Source organism: Actinomyces sp. AC-20-1, assembly GCF_023369555.1.
Classification (GTDB): domain Bacteria; phylum Actinomycetota; class Actinomycetes; order Actinomycetales; family Actinomycetaceae; genus Actinomyces.
Genome location: NZ_JACJVC010000004.1, coordinates 101,121 through 118,187, shown reverse-complemented (window position 1 = coordinate 118,187; position 17,067 = coordinate 101,121). Strand labels below are relative to the sequence as shown.

Below are 17,067 nucleotides of genomic sequence, written 5' to 3'. Positions count from 1 at the left end.
AGCCCCGGCTGGGGCCCGGTGGCGGGCCGGGGCCCGACGATGGGCCGAGGGCCGGCGGGTCAGCGCACGCCGTAGACGACGGTGTGCCCGGCGTCGTACTCGACCGGCTGGGAGGCCCCGTTCCTCAGGGCGACGGCGACGGCGAGCGGTACCCCGGCGGCGGGTCTGACCGTGACCGACGGGACGACCGGCCGCCCGAGGTACGGGCCGCTGTCGAGGCCGACCTCCCAGGTGCCCGGCTCCTCCCCCGAGCCGTCCACCTCCCGGAGCCTGAGGACCGGGTGCGGGCCGAAGAGATCGACCTCGCCCTCGTAGCGCGGCACGGGGTCCCGAGGGACCCGCAGGTCGCGGTGGCGGGCGAGGACCGTGCCGGTCACCGCGTCGAGGGTGGTGCCGCAGCCGAGCCGGACCTCGTCGTCGACGAGGGCCGCCCGGCCCATCGCCCCGGGGACGTCCCCGCGCGTGTAGGTCCAGCGGACCTCACCGGTCCGGCCGTCGAGCGCCTCGACCCGCAGCTCGGTGACGACGATGGGCCCGGCGTCGGCGCTCAGCAGCGCGACGAGGCGCTCGGGGTACTCCCGCGCCCACACCGCCTCGGCGGAGCCGCCGAGCGGGTCGGGGGCGGGATAGGTGGTCTCAGCGGTGAGACGCTGGTCGAGGTGCTCCGGCTCGAGCCGCCAGGACTGCCGGGCGGCCACCCCACCCGCCGCCACGAGGGCGGTGACGGCGGCGGCCCCCACGGCGGCTGAGAGCAGCCGACGCCCGCGGCCGTCGCGTGCACCGGCCGCGTGGGCGGCCTCGCGCTGCGCGGTCCCCGCGGCGACGAGCTCGGCGAGGAGCACGGCGCCGACGAGCAGCATGAGTCCGCACAGGCCCAGCAGCCACGGGTCGGAGAAGGTCGTCGCGCGCAGCTGCGTCCACCAGCGCGAGCCCCACCAGAGGGCGGCGCCGGCCCCGCGCAGGGACAGGTCGCGGTGCCAGTAGACGGCGCCGGTGGCGGGGCTGACCCCGGCGATGACCATGTGCTCGTGCCACGCCCGGGGCCGCTCGTTGGGAGCGGCCGTCCACTGCTCGCCGCCCCTGAGGACGGCGGGGCGGCTGAAGAGCACGATGAGCCCACTGGGGGAGCCGGTGAGGTCCAGGACCTTGCCGGCGGTGGTGACCGATCACCTGCCGTTGGGTCCGGTGGTCGTGGTGAGGTCGGGGTCGGGCCCGGTTCTGAGCTCCCCGGTGTCGAGCAGCGGCGGGACGCCGGTGGTGCGGGTCGCGACGGCGCCGGCCCCCGCGGAGGCCAGGGCGAGGGCCGCCAGGGCGACGGCCCCGCGGCGGGTGGGACCGCTGTGCCCGGCCTTGGGTGCCTCGGCGCTCGCGGTGGGGTGAAGGGGCAGGAGGACGGTCCCGGCGGCGAGCGCCCAGACGGCTTCGACGAGGACCGTGAGCGCGGGGTCGGTGAGGTCGGTGCCGCGCAGCCGCAGGTGGATGAGGCCCGCGCCGGCGAGGGCCGCGGCGTCGAGGAGGTCGAGGTCGAGGACACCGGGCAGGAGCGTCGGGCCGAGGGGGCGGTCGGTGCGGCGGTCGCCGCGGGCCCACAGGCCGAGCGCGCACAGCGCGGCGGCCCCGAGCAGGGCGGCCACGGCGGGCACGACGACGTCGGAGAGGTCCTCGACGCCGAGGTGGCCGGTGTCGAAGGTCTGGTAGACGGCGCCCTCGTGACGGGCGAGGAGCAGGGAGACGGCGGCGCCGGCACCACCGGCGAGGAGGACGACGGCGAGGGCGCGGCGCAGGGCGTCGAGCACCCGCACGGGGCGGGCATCGGTGGGTGTGGGCACGCCTCCCCGCACGCGGGACGGGTGTCAGGCGCTGAGAGCGGCGGAGACGACCTTCTTGGCCTCCTCCTGGACGAGCGCCAGGTGCTCCTCGCCCTTGAAGGACTCCGCGTAGATCTTGTAGACGTCCTCCGTGCCCGAGGGGCGGGCGGCGAACCAGGCGCTCTCGGTGGTCACCTTGAGCCCGCCGATGGCGGCGTCGTTGCCCGGCGCGCGCACGAGGCGGGCGGTGATCGCCTCACCGGCGAGCTCGGTGGCCGTGACGTCCTCGGGGGACAGGGCCGCGAGCTTGGCCTTCTCCGCCTTCGTGGCGGCGGCGTCGATGCGGGCGTAGGCGGAGGCGCCGAAGCGCTCGACCTGCTCGGCGTGCAGCTGCGAGGGCGTCCTGCCGGTGACGGCGATGATCTCGCTGGCCAGCAGCGCCAGGATGATGCCGTCCTTGTCGGTGGACCACACGGTGCCGTCCTTGCGCAGGAAGGAGGCGCCCGCGGACTCCTCGCCGCCGAAGCCCACCGTGCCGTCGAGCAGGCCGGGCACGAAGTGCTTGAAGCCCACCGGCACCTCGATGAGCGTGCGGCCCATGGAGGCGACGACCCGGTCGATGAGAGAGGAGGACACGAGCGTCTTGCCGACGGCGGCCGCTGCCGGCCAGCCGGGACGGTGGGTGAACAGGTACTCGATGGCCACGGCCAGGTAGTGGTTGGGGTTCATGAGGCCGTCCGGCGTCACGATGCCGTGGCGGTCGGAGTCGGCGTCGTTGCCCGTGGCGACGTCGTAGGGGGTGGTGCCGTCGGCGCCCGGGGTCATGGCCCGGCGCAGGGAGGCCATGGCGTTCGGGGAGGAGCAGTCCATGCGGATCTTGCCGTCCCAGTCCAGCGTCATGAAGGACCAGGCCGGGTCCACGGTGGGGTTGACGACCGTGAGGTCGAGCCCGTAGCGCTCGGCGATCGCGCCCCAGTAGTCGATGGAGGCCCCACCCAGTGGGTCCGCGCCGATGCGCACGCCGGCCTCGCGGATCGCCTCGACGTCGATGACGTTCTCCAGGTCCGCGACGTAGGTCTCGAGGTAGTCGTGCTTGATGACCCAGTTGGAGTCCAGGGCATCGGCGATGGGGATGCGCTTGACGTCCTGCCAGCCTCCGGCCAGCAGCTCGTTGGCCCGGGCGGCGATGACGCTGGTGGCGTCCGAGTCCGCGGGGCCGCCGTGCGGGGGGTTGTACTTGAAGCCGCCGTCGCGCGGCGGGTTGTGGGAGGGGGTGACGACGATGCCGTCGGCCAGGCCCGGGCCCGTGGTGCGCACGCCGGCCTCGGTGCCGGCGCCGTTGGCCAGGAGGATCGAGTGGGACACGGCCGGGGTGGGCGTGTAGGCGCCGCGCGCGTCCACGGCCACCGTCACGCCCGCGCCGGTGAGCACCTCGATGGCGGTGCGCCAGGCCGGCTCGGACAGGGCGTGCGTGTCACGACCGATGTACAGGGTGCCGTCGGTGCCCTGGGAGCGGCGGTACTCGACGATGGCGGCGGTGGTGGCGACGATGTGTGCCTCGTTGAAGGCGGTGTCCAGGGAGGAGCCGCGGTGGCCCGAGGTGCCGAAGACCACCCGCTGCTCGGGGACCTCGGGGTCCGGCACGAGGTCGTAGTAGGCGTTGATGACCTCGTCGACGTTGATGAGGTCCTCGGGAAGGGCGGTCTGTCCGGCGCGTGCGTGCATGGACGCCAGTGTGTCACGGGCCACTGGCTACGAGGGACGCCTCCCGGCTGGCGGACGGGGACGTCTCGCACCCGCCCTGCTCCAGCGGCCCGACGGCGTCGGCCCGCCGGCGGTCAACCGAGGTTGTTGACCACCCAGGCGGGCGCGTTGAAGCGGTCGGACACCCACAGCTCCGCGCGCACCACCCGTCCCCCGGCGAGCAGCAGGGAACCACGGTACGCGTGCGCGACGCCGTCGAGCGTGACGGCGTCGGCACCGTCGTCGTAGGCCACCCGGCCTCGGCCGAGCAGGTGCAGGCGCAGCCGTGGGCGGTCGGCGAGAGCCGGCGGGAGCGCGGGCAGAGCGCCGGGCAGCAGGAGGCGCAGGTCCGCCTCGTACTCGCCGGGTGCGCGGCCGGGCAGGGCCACGACCACATCGAGGTGGCGCTGGTCGAGGATGGACAGGGCGCTCGCAGCCGAGTCGGTGTCCACGCACAGGCGGGTCCATGGCAGGGCGACGCGGACGGCGTCGCGCTCGCTCACCATGACGGTGTGCAGCGACCCGACGGCGTGGGACCGGTCCATCACCCGCTGCTCGCGCCCCTGGCGCCCCAGGGCGGTGACGATGCCCGAGGCAGCCATGATCCGCGGCAGGCGGCGGCCGTGGACGTGGACGAGCTCGTCCAGGTCGAGGGCCGCCGGGTCGCCGGGGACGGGGACCCTCGCCGCCCGGGAGGCGTCGTCGCGGACGTCACGGCGGTCACTGTGCTCATCGAGACTGCTGCCGTAGCCGGCGGCCTTGAGCCGCTTCGCCTCCCGGCCGCCGTACCGGAGCCCGGTCGTCAGCAGGCTGGCGCCGAGCAGGACCGAGGAGGCGGCGCGCGCGTGCGGCCGCGAGGACATGGCGGTGGCCACCGTGCGGGCGAAGGGCGTACCGGTGAGCGCGGGGACGGCCCTGCCGGCGCGCTGCACGCTCTCGCCGGTGGCCCGTGCGAGTCGCCGCCACGGGCTGTGGTCGGGTCCCTTCGACCGGGAGGGCTCTTCGGCGGCGTCCACGAGACCATCCCCACTGTCAGCGTCAAGGGTACGGCTAGGGTGACGTCGCAACTGTAGGTCCGGGCGCGACCCGGACCACCGGATGAGGGGAGAAGGACCACCATGACCGCCACCCGCGTCGCCACCGAGAACGCCCCCGCCGCCGTCGGCCCCTACTCGCAGGCCGTCGAGGCGGGCGGCACCGTGTACGTCTCCGGCCAGGTCCCGCTCGACCCCGCCACCGGGCGGCTGGTCGACGGCGGCATCCGGGCCCAGGCGGAGCAGTCGCTGCGCAATGTCGGCGCCATCCTCGAGGCCGCGGGCCTGGGCTACGGCGACGTCGTCAAGACCACCGTCCTGCTGGCCGACATCGCCGACTTCGCGGCCGTCAACGAGGTCTACGCGCGCTTCTTCACCGGGCCCGTCCTGCCGGCCCGCGCCGCCTTCCAGGTCGCGGCCCTGCCGCTGGGGGCCGGCGTGGAGATCGAGGCTGTCGCCGTGCGCGCCTGACGGCATTGTCCTGACGGGGCCCTGACGGAGGTGTCGTGACAGCAACCCCGTGTTCGCGACTGTCGGGCACCCCGGGCCGATAACCTGGAGGCACCCCTCGGAAAGGACCTCCCATGACCTCCCTCGGCGGTTCCCGCTCCGTCCTCGCACTCACCGGCAAGACCGCCGTCGGCCTGCTGCTGGTCCTGCTGGTGCCCCTCATGATGCTGTGGCCCTTCGGCCGCACCCACGTCCCCCAGGTCGAGGTCCACGACGAGTACGGGGCCCTGCAGCCGGCCGCCGTCCAGGACAGGCTCTCCGAGCTGCGCTTCCGCCAGGACGTCAACCTCGCCGTCCTCACTCTCGACGCCGACTACTCCGCCAACTTCAACCTCGAGGTCCTCACCTACGCCCGCGAGCACCAGCCGCAGTGGATCAGCGCCGAGGACCCGAACTACTGGGCCGACGGGCTCGTGGTCCTCGCCGTCTCCCCGTCGGGGCGCTGGGTCGGCACGTACTTCGGCGAGGACGTCAAGGTCGGCACCGCCGTCCAGGAGGACATCCAGGACGCGGGCAAGGGTGCCTTCCGTGAGGGCGACTGGGCCGGGGGCCTGGTGGACATGGGCCGGGAGGCGGCCTCCGCCGTCGGCAAGCCCGCTCTCGCCCGCGCCGGGTGGCTGTGGATCACCGGTGCCCTCGCCGGGTTGGCCGGCACCGGGTCCCTGTGGTGGGCGGGCCTGGAGAGCCGGCGCCGGTACCGTCGGGCCGAGCGGCACTACGCCAACGTCACCCGCGACTGGGACGAGACCGAGGTCCTGGCGCGCACGATCCCCGAGGACGAGCCCCACGGCTCCCAGGTCCTCATCCGCTACTCCTGGTTCCGCGGCCGCTACTTCGACCTGACCAAGAGGATGCAGGCGCTCAGCACCGTCAAGGGCGCCGACTGGTTCCGCTTCCGCAACCTCGAGGCCACCGCCTCCATCGCCCAGGATGCCGACACCCTCGACTCCCTCGACGACACGATCGCCCACGCCTCCGCCCTGCTCACCATGTCCTCGACGTGGCGCGAGGCCTGGGACAACGAGCTCGGGCCCGTGTACGAGGACGCCGCCTCCTTCGGGTCCCTGTGCGACAGCATCGACACGAAGGGGGTCGGTGTGTCCACCGCCGCGCAGCGCGAGTGGCTGCGCACCACCGTCAACGACCTCGGCCGTTGGACAGCGGACCTGGAGGCGCGCCGCGTCACGCCGTCGGCGGCGCTGGACCACCTGGACTCGGTGAGTGAGAAGATCCGCAGCCGCGCCATGCAGCTGTCCCAGCAGGCCATCACCGCCGACCGGTCCTCGGAGGCCTCCCACCGCATGACGGAGTACAAGGAGGCCCGCAGGACGTGGACGAGGAGCGCCGACCCCTACGCGGGCACGTGGACGATCGGCGGCACGACCGGGACCTACCGCCCCGCCTCGACCATCCGCCTCAACTCCTCCTCGGCCGGCCTGGAGGGCGCGGGCTCCCGGGCGAAGGGCACGTCGTCGGGCGTCGCCCCCGTGGCCGGCCTGGTGACGGGCTACTCCAGCGCCGCGAGATCGTCGTCGTCCAGCTCCTCGTCCTCCTCCGGCTCCAGCAGCTACGGCGGCGGCGGTGGGGGCTTCTCCGGGGCGGGCTCCTCCTCGCACTTCTGACCCTCGGCCTCCCGCTACGCTGCACCCATGTCGAAGAAGAAGCGCAAGCAGCGTCAGGCTGCTCCCGCCGCCCCGAAGAAGCAGAAGATCGAGTTCGTCGCGCGCCCCTTCGCCGGGATCGCCAACGAGGAGGACCTGGTCGCGATGATGCAGATCATCCCGGCCGCCACCACCACCGTGCGCCTGACGCAGGAGCACGGCGGGCGGGACGTCCAGCTCGTCACCCTGCTGCCCGAGCTGGCGCAGGGCCTCAAGCGGGCCGACGGCGAGGTGCTCGTCGCCCTGCAGACCACCATGCACTCGGGTGACGCCAGCCGCGACGTGGCGGCCGCGGTGCTCGCGGCCCTCGAGCTCGAGGAGGGCTCCGGCCTGCTCATGAACGGCCTGCCCGAGCCGGGCCCGCGCCTGCAGGACATCCTCGACCCGGCGGTGGAGCCGGTGGTGAGCGTGCGCGAGACCTTCGACTTCTGGCTCGACGCCGAGGCCGCCAAGGACCCGGAGGCGGTGGAGCAGCTCGAGCAGGCCAAGGAGGAGATCGCCCCGACCGTCGCCGTGCCGGGCGTGCCGCACGCCTACTGGTGCCGTATCAACGGCAAGGAGTTCGTCCGCTGGGTGCGCGGCGAGGACGAGGACGCCTTCTTCAACGCCTTCGCCCGGGTGCACGCGGCCCGCGCCTCCGACCTCGAGGAGGGCGCGCGCTTCATCGGCGCCTTCCGCGCCTGCGGCCTGGCGATCCCGGTGTGGGAGCTCAACCGCGGCACGGAGGCCGAGGAGCTGACCGGGCTGCTGCAGGCCATGGGTGAGCGCCTTGACGCCGCACTGGCGGACACCACCCCGCTGGACGCCGAGGCGCGCCGTGCGAAGGCGGGCATCATCTCCCGCCAGGTCAACCTCTGAGCCCCGGGGCCTGAGCGCAGCGGTGCCCCTCGCCGGCGGTGTGTCCGACGGCGAGGGGCACCCGCGTGAGTGGTGGGCTCAGACGGCGGTGGGCTCGTCGTCGTCCTTGGAGAAGTGGTCGACGACGCCCTTGATGGTGTCCTTGACGTCCTCGACGGCCTCGGTGGCCTTGCCCTGGAGGTTCTGGAGAAGACCCTCGGCCTCGAGCTCCTTGTCCCCGACGACCTTGCCCGTGGTCTCCTTGATCTTGCCGGCGACCTGGTCGAAGGTGCTGTTGTCACTCATGTGTGGGCTCCGTTCCGCGGTGGAGCGGGGTTGCTCCGTCGCTGTTGGGTGAGCCTAGTCTCATAAGTCTTCCTGAAGAACCCCTGGGTGATCCTTGTGTTCTCCTGAATGCGGAGCCTGGGAGCCGGGGCCGATGACCGCGTCAGTCCCCGAGGAGCCGGTGCCGGGTGCCCGCCAGGTGCGAGTCGATCCACTCGGCCACGGGCTCGGGGGCGACAGTGCCCTCGGCCCACGTCTCGCAGAAGCGGTCGAGAGTGTCATCGACGACGTCGAGGACGTCCGTGTCCCCGACCCCCAGCATGTCCTGGAGCCGGGCGAAGTGCTCGCGCCGGAGCTCGGTCAGGCGGGTGGCGCCGAGGAAGGGCAGGGCGAGCTCCGCGTGGTTCGGAATCACCCCCGTGCACACTAAGTCGTAGGCGGGTGAGAGCCGGGCTCGCTTACCGTCTGGGTAGATGAGCGACCAGTTCTTCAGGTGGGCGTCTCCGTTGCCGACGAGCAGGTTGAAGACGCTGCGGCGCACGGCCTCCTGGAGGGACTCGTGGTCCTGCCCGCGCCAGGCCAGGCCGAGGACGGTCTCGACGTTGGAGTGGTACTTGCCCTCGCCGATGCCGTGCACGCCGAGCACCTGGGCAAAGTCCTCAATGTGGATGCGTCCGGTGGGAGAGCGGTCGAAGCGGCGGACCGCGTAGGCCTGGGTCTCCTCCGACGGCCAGGCGCCCGGGCCGAGGTCGTCGATGCTGTCGCGGTGCCACAGGGCAGTCTCGGGCACCTCGATCCCCACCCGGGCGGCCAGGTGCATGACGGCGAGCTCGTTGGCGGGCAGACCTGGGTAGGCGGAGTCGGGGATCTTGAGGATCCAGTCCCCGTCCTCGCCGTGGGCGGGCAGGACGAGCCGGCCATCACGCCGACTCATGGCGAACTTCAGCGCCATGCCCGCGAGGGAGGCTCGGCGGGGGCCGGGGGGCACAACGGAGGCTGGGCGCTGGGGGGCGACGGCGTCATCGAAAGTAGCGTCGACTTCCTGGTTCGGGTCGAGGGTGACGACGGCGGCCCCGGGCAGGTCGGCGCCGATGCGTTCGAGGAGGTCCATCTCCCTGTGAGCGTTCACGCCCTGTTCACGGGCGATGAGCTCGCGCAGGCGGCCCTCGGGCAGCAGGTTGGAGAACCACGCGGGAACACGGTTGTTCGCCCGGGGACGTTTGCGCGGGTGGTCCTCGAACCAGCGGCCGAGCACCCTCCGGTCCGGCCGGTCCCAGTAGTCGCGGTCGAAGGTGAAGATCGTGAAGGTGGTGTCGGTGTCGCGACGCTGGATCGTGCCGATGTGCTCGCCGTGGAGGAGGACTGCGTAGACGGCCTCGGTCATGAGGCACCGCCGGCGTCGTCGCCGTCGAAGACGAAGTCGGTCAGCGGTGGTGTGTCCTCCTGACCCCAGGCAGTGCGAACTACGAGGAAGTCGGTGAGGTAGCGGTGCATCGCGTCCTTCCTGAGGCTGAGGAACCCGTCGACGTCGTTGTGCTGGAGGCAGTCGAGCATGGCCTTATCGAGGAGCAGGGAGGTGAGATCGCTGGCGGGGGTGAGGAGCGCCAGCAGGTCTTGACGGTCTCTCAGTGAGATCAGCTTGGCGGCCGCGACGGCGGCGTTGTTCGGCAGGGCCGATGGTATGACGAGGTCGGTGACGATCGCCCGTGGTGTCGTTTCCCCCTCAAGGGCTTCGGCGAGCGCGTCGCGTGTGAGCCCCTCTCCGGTCTCAGGGTCGATGGGTTGCCGGTCCCAGAGGGCGGCGAGGATCATCTTGGAGCTAGAGCGTGTTGTGCGGAAGACAGACAGGTCAGGGACCTGTGGCGCGTCGGGCAGCCGGGCGGCGTCGAGGAGTTGTTGAACTGATGCCGACTCGCTGCACACGACGCGTCCGGCCCAGGCGCGCAAGTCCGTCTGCGACCCGCTGATCCCTAGCTTGTCGGCCCCCGTGCTCGTACGCCAGAACCAGCGGGTGAGCAGCTCGAGGTTGCGCTCGTGCGGGGTGGGGAAGAGCGCGAAGAAACGGACGAGCACGAGGAGTTGGAAGCGGAAGGGGAGGAATGTCAGATGGGGGATGCCACAATGCTCCTGGAGGAAGCGCACGGCGGCGACGAGGGCCCGCTCGGTGGACTCGTAAGCCTGCTCCTCGTCCTCGTCCGGGAAGTCGCTGACGCGGCGACGGCTGTCCGAGAACTCGTCGTGGACGTCCCGGGTGATGTCTGGATGCCGGCGCACGAAGAGGGCCTGGATGATGACCTGCTCGCCCAGCTGGCCGAAACGCGTCTGGGCGTCAACACTCAGCGCGATGTCCGCCGTCGTGCGTCCCGCGTCCGGCTCGCCGTGGAGGGCGTTGAAGATCTCGGCGGCGCTCAGGGGCTCCCCGCGGGAGTTGATCCGGTCGAAGACCTCACGAAGGACTTTCTCATCGGCCTGAGTCATGACGGTGGCCGGGACAGTGAATCGGTTGAGCCTGCCGGTCACGTCCTGGATGTGCTCGGCGTACTTGGCGGCGTCCGGGTTGCTGGCGAGCCAGCCCAGCGCCCGCCCGAAGTCGAACAGGTCCGGCAGCGGAACCACCAGAGGGTCATCGAGCCGGCGCCCGCTGACGATCTCGTGGTGTCTGAGGGAGTAGCCGAGGAGGAAGCGCGGGTCTTGTGCGCCCTCGGGGTCAACGGCATTGACGAGGCTGGTGACGCGTTGCTGGCCGTCCACCACCCACAGGGCGTCCTGGCGCTCAGGCGCGTCGACGCGCAGCGCACCGATCGTTAGCCGCTCGGGCGGGGCGGGGCGCTGCCACAGGAGCAGGCTGCCAATGGGGTACCCCCGGAGGATGGAGTCGAGCAGGTCCCGGACGTCTTTCGCCTCCCACCGGAAGGAGCGCTGGAACTGCGGGACGCGCAGCCCGCCGGCGCGCATGAGCTCACGCAGTTCGACGATGGTGTAGGCCTGGCTCTTCGACACGGCCGGGGTGCTGTCCATACCGACGATGATGCCACGGCGGGGTGACACGAATCCGGGCGCGACGACCGGCGTCGACGGCCGCTAGCCTGGCCGCATGAGGGCACAGCGACTGACAGACACGATCTCCTACCACGGCGAGGGACCGGTGTGGTGGGAGGCCACCGGCCGACTGCGCTTCGTCGACATGCTGCACGGCGCGGTCATCGAGATCGACGACGACGGCGCCCACCGCCGTCTGGCCGTCCCCTCGCGCGTCGCCTCCGTCATCCGCCCGCGCGTCGGCGGGGGCGCGCTCGTCGCCACCGAGCGGGGCGTGGCGCTGGGGCGCGAGGAGGACCTGTCGGACCTGGCGGAGGCCGTCGAGCTGTACCCGGACCCGACGATCCGCACGAACGAGGGCGGCTGCGACCCGGACGGCCGCTTCTGGATCGGCACGATGTCCTGGGAGCGGGTCGAGGGGGCGGCGAAGGTCTACCGCTGGGACGGGCCGGGGACCGAGCCGGTCGTGGCCTGGGGCGGGGCGACGACGGCGAACGGCCTGGGATTCAGCCCGGACGGCACGCGCGCCTACTGGGTGGACACACCGACGCGCACGATCACGCTGCTCGACTACGACGCCGAGGCCGGGCTGGTCGACCCGCGCCCGTGGGTGACGATCGAGGAGGGGGCCGGCAAGCCCGACGGTCTCACGGTCGACGCCGAGGGCGGCGTGTGGGTGGCCCTGCACCGCGGCGGGGCGGTGAGGCGCTACGACGCCGAGGGGCGGCTGAGCGAGGTCGTTGAGGTGGGGGTCTCCAAGACGACGGCCTGCACCTTCGGCGGGGCGGACCTGGACCGCCTGTTCATCACGACCTCGCGCGAGGACCTGCCCGAGGACGTCGAGCCCGCCGCCGGGTCCGTGTACGTCACCGAGGTGGGCGTCAAGGGGCTCGCGCCGCTGCCCTTCAACGGGTGAGGGAGCGCCGCGGCAGCGGCGGCAGACTGCGAGTCATACTGTGAATACTCATCACGAAAGTGCTAATTTGACAGTATGACTATCATTTTGACTGCCGGTTGAGGGCTGTGGTAGCGCTGGGCTTGCGATGTCCAGTTGGTGTAACTGGTGGATGGCTTTCCTGTCGCCGTGAACTCGAGCATGGTGTCGAATGAGGTGAATTTAATCCAGCGTTCGATAGCTTTGAACTTGCGTGTCACATCCTGGTGCGGAGATGGCTTCGTCTTCTTTGGGAGTGGCTTTAATTTGGGGTGGCCGGTATATAATTCATGTGTGTCCAATTACAGGCTCTTCGCAATCGAGGGTGTAGTTGGTTTCTGAACCCGCCGCTTTCGAGGAGTGATCGGGCGATGTAGTTGGTCAGGTTTCGGAAGCCCAGGGCACTGCCTCGCAGATGTTCCAGTCGACCGTTGATCGCTTCAGTTGGCCCGTTGCTGGTGCCGGGTCGGTCGAAGTAGGCGAGCACGTCGGCGGCGCGTTTGGTCAGCGTGCGGCCAAGGCGACGGGTCTCCTTGAGCGCGGCGGGGACGCGGCTGCTGATGGAGCTGATCACGGCGCGCATCGCTTCTCGTCCGCGGGCGCGGTCGGGATCGCGGTAGGCGGCGATCATGCGTTGGTAGATGCCCCAGGTGGCTTCCACCTCGACGTGTAGTTCGTTCGAGAACAGTTCCTCGAGGCGTTCTTGCTGGCTGCGTGTGAGCAAACTGTGGCCGGTGAGCAGGGTGCGGCGGGCGCGGTAGAGCGGATCGGTCTTCCGGCCGTGGCGATCGCAGAGCTCTTGCTGCACGCGGCGGCACTCGTCCAACGCTTCACTCCCTAAGCGGACGACGTGAAATGGATCGAGAACCGGGGCCGCATCAGGCATTTCCTCGAGCGTTGCGGTCTTGTAGCTGGTGAAGCCGTCCATGGCGACGACCTCGACGCCATCGCGCCAGGCTTTCGGACGGTCCGCGAGCCACTACTTGAATGCTTGCTTCGTGCGGCCTTCGACCATGTCCAACAGCCGGGCGGGACCGGTGCCGGTATGTGGGCCGGTCAGGTCGATGATGACGGTGACGTACCTGTCGCCACGACGCGTATGCCGCCAAACATGCTCATCTACCCCGACGACGTGCACGCCGTCGAACCGGGCGGGGTCGTTGATCAGGACACGCTGGCCTTCGGCCAGCACGGCACAGTTCGCGGTGTTCCAGGACACAGCCAGGGCCTCGGCGACCCGGGCAACGGTCAGGTGCTGGGTGACGAGCCCGACCAGCGCCCACCGCAGCGCCCGGCGGGAGAGCTTCGATCGTGGTTCGGCTGCCTTGCTCGTGTCCTGGCGCCACACGTGCCCGCACTCGCCGCACCGGTAGCGGCGGACCCGGACTTGTAGCAAGGTGGGCAGCCAGCCCAACGGTTCGTGCGCCAGGCGGCGAACGACGGTGTCGCGGCACGAGCCCTGACCGCCACAGCGTCGGCACCACTCATCCGGTTCGACGACACGGCACTCGAGGATCGTGAGATCCGGCTGGAGATGCTGGCCCGTCACTTCCAGGCCGAGCTCGTCCAGACGGCAGAACATGGTCAAGTCAGGGGCGAGGAAGGTAGCGTTGGACACGTCGAGGTCTTTCGGATGGTGAGCGTGAGAACTTCCATCCTCGAAAGACCTCGACCCCTATCCAAGCAACGACGCGCCCCCAGACTTCACCCGCCCGATACACCCTCGATTACGAAGAGCCGGATATTCAGGGGAGGTGGGCGTGATCGGTTGATTGAGGAGAAGTTGATTTAAATGCAAGACGGGCGTCCCCTTCTTAAAGGCGATTCGGCGGGGCGTGGACAGTCCTGGCGATGCGGTTGGCCGCGTCCGCAGGGTCCTCGTGCTCCCAGACGTGGATAACCGTCCAACCGAGGGCTGCCAGCCGTTCGTCGGTGTCGCGGTCTCGGGCCTGGTTACGGGCGATCTTCCACTGCCACCACTCGGAGTTCCGCCCGGGTGCCCTGCCATGCTCTGGACATCCGTGCCAGAAGCAACCGTCAACCTGGACCGCGACCTTCTTGCTGGGGAATGCGATGTCGATCTTCCGCCGCGGCAACCCAGGGACCTTGTACTGCACCCGGTAGCGGAAGCCGGCGTGCCACAGCACGCGCCGCAGCGCCACCTCAGGGGAGGTATCACGGCGCGCAAGACCCGCGTAACGGCGTGAGACGGAGGTGTCAGCCGGGGCCACGCGCGCTGGCTCGGGTGCGTGCAGGGCGTCGTCGGCCATGGTTCGGACCCCTCAGCCCTGGGCGGCGGCCTGCTGTGCTCGCCTCAGTGCGTCTCGCACAGGGCTGTCCGGGTTGTCAGGGGCCTCGCGCACGGCGGCAAGAATGCGTCGCCCCGACCCAGTGGTCTCGAGGATCGCTGCGTCGCGCTCACAGTGGCGCTTGAGGACATTCCAGACGACGCCGATGTTGACGCCGTTGCCCAGCTGCTTGTAGGTGCTCGCGTCGGGCTGGCCGACGAAGGAGAAGGAGTCGGGGAAGCCCTGTAGGCGCGCGGCCTCAGACGGCATGAGACGACGACGGCGCGGCCCGACGATGCTCGTCTGGGTGATGGCGACGAGTGCGGGCACATACGTGGGCGGTTTGGCCCGCAGCCCGGACGGGCGCAGGTGCATGAGGCAGTCCCACAGGGAGGCCAAGTCCTGTGCCTGCCACTCGAGCTTGCGGCGCGATGGTGGGAACTCGTGCACCCCCCACTTCTTCTCCCACTGGGGGATCCAGGAGGCGTTGTCGGTGAAGAGAAGCGCGTTCTTCCTCAGGAAGCTGAGCTTCCAGGAGGGGGTGTCCTCGTGCTCGCCAGCCTCGACATCGGCTTCGAAGGCCTCGATATCAGCCCAGGCGTCCACCCAGATCGGGAAGCCGGGTAGCTTCGTGCCAGGCTCGTTGTGACGGCGAAACATCTGCACCCAGTCGTCCCAGGCGTCGATCCAACGGGTTTCTGCAGGCGTGAGTGCGTAGCGCTCGGTCTCGCTGCTCTCATCGTCAAGGATGTCCTCAATGTTCCAGTCTGGCGACGGTGAGCCGTACAGCTCCCGGGGGCGTGTGACGGGCTGCGGGTCAGGGGCGCCGATGTGATCGGGGTCGTGGGTGGCGGTGATGAAGACGCGCTCACGGACCTGGGGCCGGCCGCCGTGGTCCGCCGCGATCTGGTGGGGGGAGAGGATGGCGGGGGTGTCGGAGACGTGGTAGCCCTCGTCGCGGAGGGTGCTGATGATGACGTCCCACTCGTGCTTGTGACGGGGGCCGGTGAGGTTGCGGACGTTCTCGAGCAGCAGCACGGTGGGGTGGTGCTCACGCACCACCTGCAGGATGTTGAAGTACAGGGTGCCGCGGGTCTCCTCCATGCCCTTCTGGGCGCCGGACTTGGAGAAGGGCTGGCAGGGGAAGCCAGCCGCGAGGATGTCATGCTCAGGGATCTTCCGGGTGTCCACCCCGTCCTCCCCGGCATGGACAGTGATGTCCCCGAGGGGGTCGAGGCCCCAGTTCTGCTGGTAGACGCGGGCGGCGTCCCTGTCGATCTCGACGGCGTACACGCAACCGCCACCCATCCCGGACAGAGCGGCGTGGAAGCCGCCGATGCCGGCGAACAGGTCGCTGTAGGTGAAGGAGGCCTCAGGTGCGGAGGCCGACATCGCCGCCTTCGTCGTCCGGGTGCCAGTCATGGGGAAAGCTAAACACATGTTCGAACCGGAGGGAAGCTCTTTTCGCTGGGAGCTTGGCGGGTGTCCGTCATGTCATGGTGAGTGGACTGCTCGCCATGACATAACCCTCCTCTCGTCCCCGGCCGAGGTTGAGCTTGAGCTTGGGGGCGCGAGCGGCGCCACTGGCCTGCCGACCTTGATGGAAGGGGGTGAGGACCTTCTTCTCAAGGGCGCTCTCGAGCCCGCTCATCCCTTGGAAGACATAGGCGTCAACCGTGACAGGTGTGAATGCGGCCTTGAGGGTGCGGGACCTCTCCGTGCGTGCCGTCGTGCTGCCCCTCATCTTCCGGTGCCACGTGTCGAAGCTGCCGTCGTCGTCGTGGACGGAGGAGCCGGACAGGACGAGGAAGCCGAGGGAGCCGGTCGTCTCAACGCAGCGGAGGATCGAGTCGCGGTCGTTGAGAGGAGCCTCTCCAGTGACGTGCCCAGGCTGTCGCAGGTTGGGCTGCGCGTGGGCCTTGAGGTCCCACACAAAGGCGCGGGCGTAGTCGAACTCTGTGGCGCCGACGCGTCGTGGGCCGCCGCCGTAGGCGTTGATGAGTGCGGGCAGGCCGATGAACTCGAAGTACCAGCCGACCCACTCGGTTTGACGTGACTTGGCGTGCTCGGCGTCGACCATCTGCTGGACGCACTCGCGGCCCTCCCAGTGGGAGGGGCAGGCGTGGGCGAGTGCGGACACAAGGAGCTGGGCCTCCTGGAGAAGGCGGGTGCGTGAGGCGTGGAGACCACGCCGGACCTCCTGCTCCGCACCGGCGAGCACCGTGTTGAGGCCGACGAGAGTGAGCGTCTCCCCACGGGACCAGCAGGCGTCAGTCCAGGTGAGGCCGAAGTAACGGGTGATTGCCTCGGCAAGGCGTGTCTTCGACAGCCGGGCATCGACGGGGAGCGACAGGTTCTCGACGAGCTCCGTGAGGACGGACTTGCGTTCCTTGCTGCCGGGGCCGAGGTCCTGCGGCCGACCGCCAGTGAGGGAGGAGATCCGGCGGACGACCTCGAGCTTGTCGCGGGCCGGGTGGAAGCCGGGCGGGTAGGCCGGATCGAGAGAGCGGAGCTCACGCTCGGTCTCGAGCCGACGGCGCTCCTCGGCCGGCGCGAGGACCGCGTTGAGACCGTCAAGGGTGATGGTCTGGCCGGTCGAGGAGTAGCGCGTGTCCCAGGTGCCACCAAAGGCCTCCACGATCTCGCGGGCGAGCACGTCCTTCGCTGCGGCGGTGTTGACGTCGAGGGCAAACCGTGAGGCGGTCGCTGTGAGGACGTCCTTGCGCTCCTTGCTGCCGGGTCCCAGTGGCTGAGCGGGCGCAGGGCAGTCGGCGGCCGAGTAGAGTCGCGCGACCGCTTCCGCCTTGGACCTCGCGGCGACGAACTTCCTGGTGTCCACGGTGCGATGCTAAACGGGCGCTGTCACGGGCGTCGTGTGAGCGCGTGGCGAGGTCTGCGGGCCTGGCTCGGTCTCATAGGCCCAGGGGT

The 17,067-nt window shown here is 70.4% G+C and carries 14 protein-coding genes and 1 pseudogene; 4 read left to right on the top strand and 11 right to left on the bottom strand.

Going from position 1 to position 17,067, the window contains the following annotated elements; all coding sequences use genetic code 11:
- Positions 1 to 59 precede the first annotated feature (59 nt).
- From H6X67_RS03980 to H6X67_RS03965, 4 genes are all read right to left on the bottom strand, one after another.
- Positions 60 to 1,109, bottom strand: coding sequence for a hypothetical protein (locus tag H6X67_RS03980; RefSeq protein ID WP_249368115.1), 1,050 nt, complete (start codon positions 1,107 to 1,109; stop codon positions 60 to 62).
- Between the two features lie 57 nt (positions 1,110 to 1,166).
- The gene (locus tag H6X67_RS03975; RefSeq protein WP_249368116.1) at positions 1,167 to 1,829 is read right to left on the bottom strand and encodes a hypothetical protein; all 663 of its coding nucleotides are present in this window, start codon (positions 1,827 to 1,829) and stop codon (positions 1,167 to 1,169) included.
- 24 nt (positions 1,830 to 1,853) lie between these two features.
- Positions 1,854 to 3,533, bottom strand: a complete 1,680-nt coding sequence (gene pgm / locus H6X67_RS03970) for a phosphoglucomutase (alpha-D-glucose-1,6-bisphosphate-dependent) (protein ID WP_249368117.1) — start codon at positions 3,531 to 3,533, stop codon at positions 1,854 to 1,856.
- A gap of 113 nt (positions 3,534 to 3,646) precedes the next feature.
- The gene (locus H6X67_RS03965) at positions 3,647 to 4,567 is read right to left on the bottom strand and encodes a hypothetical protein (protein WP_249368118.1); all 921 of its coding nucleotides are present in this window, start codon (positions 4,565 to 4,567) and stop codon (positions 3,647 to 3,649) included.
- Between the two features lie 102 nt (positions 4,568 to 4,669).
- On the opposite strand from H6X67_RS03965, the gene H6X67_RS03960 reads away from it, so the two are divergent.
- From H6X67_RS03960 to H6X67_RS03950, 3 genes are all read left to right on the top strand, one after another.
- Positions 4,670 to 5,056 carry a RidA family protein gene (locus tag H6X67_RS03960; RefSeq protein WP_249368119.1) on the top strand — a complete coding sequence of 129 codons (387 nt, stop codon included), beginning with the start codon at positions 4,670 to 4,672 and terminating at the stop codon, positions 5,054 to 5,056.
- Between the two features lie 113 nt (positions 5,057 to 5,169).
- Complete coding sequence (locus tag H6X67_RS03955) at positions 5,170 to 6,717, top strand: DUF5129 domain-containing protein (RefSeq protein WP_249368120.1); 1,548 nt, start codon at positions 5,170 to 5,172, stop codon at positions 6,715 to 6,717.
- Between the two features lie 27 nt (positions 6,718 to 6,744).
- A complete protein-coding gene (locus tag H6X67_RS03950; protein WP_249368121.1) occupies positions 6,745 to 7,614 on the top strand; it encodes a DUF5926 family protein in 870 nt (289 codons plus the stop codon).
- 78 nt (positions 7,615 to 7,692) lie between these two features.
- Here the strand turns inward: H6X67_RS03950 and H6X67_RS03945 are convergent, their stop codons facing one another.
- The 3 genes from H6X67_RS03945 to H6X67_RS03935 all read right to left on the bottom strand — a co-directional run bounded on the left by H6X67_RS03945 (position 7,693) and on the right by H6X67_RS03935 (position 10,896).
- Positions 7,693 to 7,899, bottom strand: a complete 207-nt coding sequence (locus H6X67_RS03945) for a CsbD family protein (RefSeq protein WP_249368123.1) — start codon at positions 7,897 to 7,899, stop codon at positions 7,693 to 7,695.
- A 142-nt stretch (positions 7,900 to 8,041) separates the two neighbouring features.
- Complete coding sequence (locus H6X67_RS03940; protein WP_249368125.1) at positions 8,042 to 9,262, bottom strand: type II toxin-antitoxin system HipA family toxin; 1,221 nt, start codon at positions 9,260 to 9,262, stop codon at positions 8,042 to 8,044.
- Positions 9,259 to 10,896, bottom strand: coding sequence for a DUF262 domain-containing protein (locus H6X67_RS03935; RefSeq protein ID WP_249368126.1), 1,638 nt, complete (start codon positions 10,894 to 10,896; stop codon positions 9,259 to 9,261). Before H6X67_RS03935 ends, H6X67_RS03940 begins: the two co-directional genes overlap by 4 nt.
- A 76-nt stretch (positions 10,897 to 10,972) precedes the next feature.
- Between H6X67_RS03935 and H6X67_RS03930 the strand changes: the two genes are divergently transcribed.
- A complete protein-coding gene (locus H6X67_RS03930; RefSeq protein WP_249368127.1) occupies positions 10,973 to 11,833 on the top strand; it encodes an SMP-30/gluconolactonase/LRE family protein in 861 nt (286 codons plus the stop codon).
- Between the two features lie 280 nt (positions 11,834 to 12,113).
- On the opposite strand, the pseudogene H6X67_RS03925 reads toward H6X67_RS03930, so the two are convergent.
- From H6X67_RS03925 to H6X67_RS03910, 4 genes and pseudogenes are all read right to left on the bottom strand, one after another.
- Positions 12,114 to 13,469: pseudogene (locus H6X67_RS03925) on the bottom strand (ISL3 family transposase).
- Positions 13,470 to 13,665: 196 nt separating this feature from the next.
- Positions 13,666 to 14,121 (bottom strand): very short patch repair endonuclease, encoded by a 456-nt coding sequence (locus H6X67_RS03920; RefSeq protein WP_249368129.1) that lies wholly within the window; start codon positions 14,119 to 14,121, stop codon positions 13,666 to 13,668.
- A 12-nt stretch (positions 14,122 to 14,133) separates the two neighbouring features.
- Positions 14,134 to 15,561: a DNA cytosine methyltransferase gene (locus H6X67_RS03915; protein WP_249368131.1), complete on the bottom strand. Its 1,428-nt coding sequence runs from the start codon at positions 15,559 to 15,561 to the stop codon at positions 14,134 to 14,136.
- Between the two features lie 67 nt (positions 15,562 to 15,628).
- Positions 15,629 to 16,978, bottom strand: coding sequence for a hypothetical protein (locus H6X67_RS03910; protein ID WP_249368133.1), 1,350 nt, complete (start codon positions 16,976 to 16,978; stop codon positions 15,629 to 15,631).
- Positions 16,979 to 17,067 lie beyond the last annotated feature (89 nt).

Excerpts from the sequence above, each read along its gene's own strand:
- pgm (WP_249368117.1), bottom strand. The coding sequence starts at position 3,533 with ATGCACGCACGCGCCGGACAGACCGCCCTTCCCGAGGACCTCATCAAC.
- H6X67_RS03960 (WP_249368119.1), top strand. The coding sequence starts at position 4,670 with ATGACCGCCACCCGCGTCGCCACCGAGAACGCCCCCGCCGCCGTCGGC.
- H6X67_RS03955 (WP_249368120.1), top strand. The coding sequence starts at position 5,170 with ATGACCTCCCTCGGCGGTTCCCGCTCCGTCCTCGCACTCACCGGCAAG.
- H6X67_RS03950 (WP_249368121.1), top strand. The coding sequence starts at position 6,745 with ATGTCGAAGAAGAAGCGCAAGCAGCGTCAGGCTGCTCCCGCCGCCCCG.
- H6X67_RS03945 (WP_249368123.1), bottom strand. The coding sequence starts at position 7,899 with ATGAGTGACAACAGCACCTTCGACCAGGTCGCCGGCAAGATCAAGGAG.
- H6X67_RS03940 (WP_249368125.1), bottom strand. The coding sequence starts at position 9,262 with ATGACCGAGGCCGTCTACGCAGTCCTCCTCCACGGCGAGCACATCGGC.
- H6X67_RS03935 (WP_249368126.1), bottom strand. The coding sequence starts at position 10,896 with ATGGACAGCACCCCGGCCGTGTCGAAGAGCCAGGCCTACACCATCGTC.
- H6X67_RS03930 (WP_249368127.1), top strand. The coding sequence starts at position 10,973 with ATGAGGGCACAGCGACTGACAGACACGATCTCCTACCACGGCGAGGGA.
- H6X67_RS03920 (WP_249368129.1), bottom strand. The coding sequence starts at position 14,121 with ATGGCCGACGACGCCCTGCACGCACCCGAGCCAGCGCGCGTGGCCCCG.
- H6X67_RS03915 (WP_249368131.1), bottom strand. The coding sequence starts at position 15,561 with ATGACTGGCACCCGGACGACGAAGGCGGCGATGTCGGCCTCCGCACCT.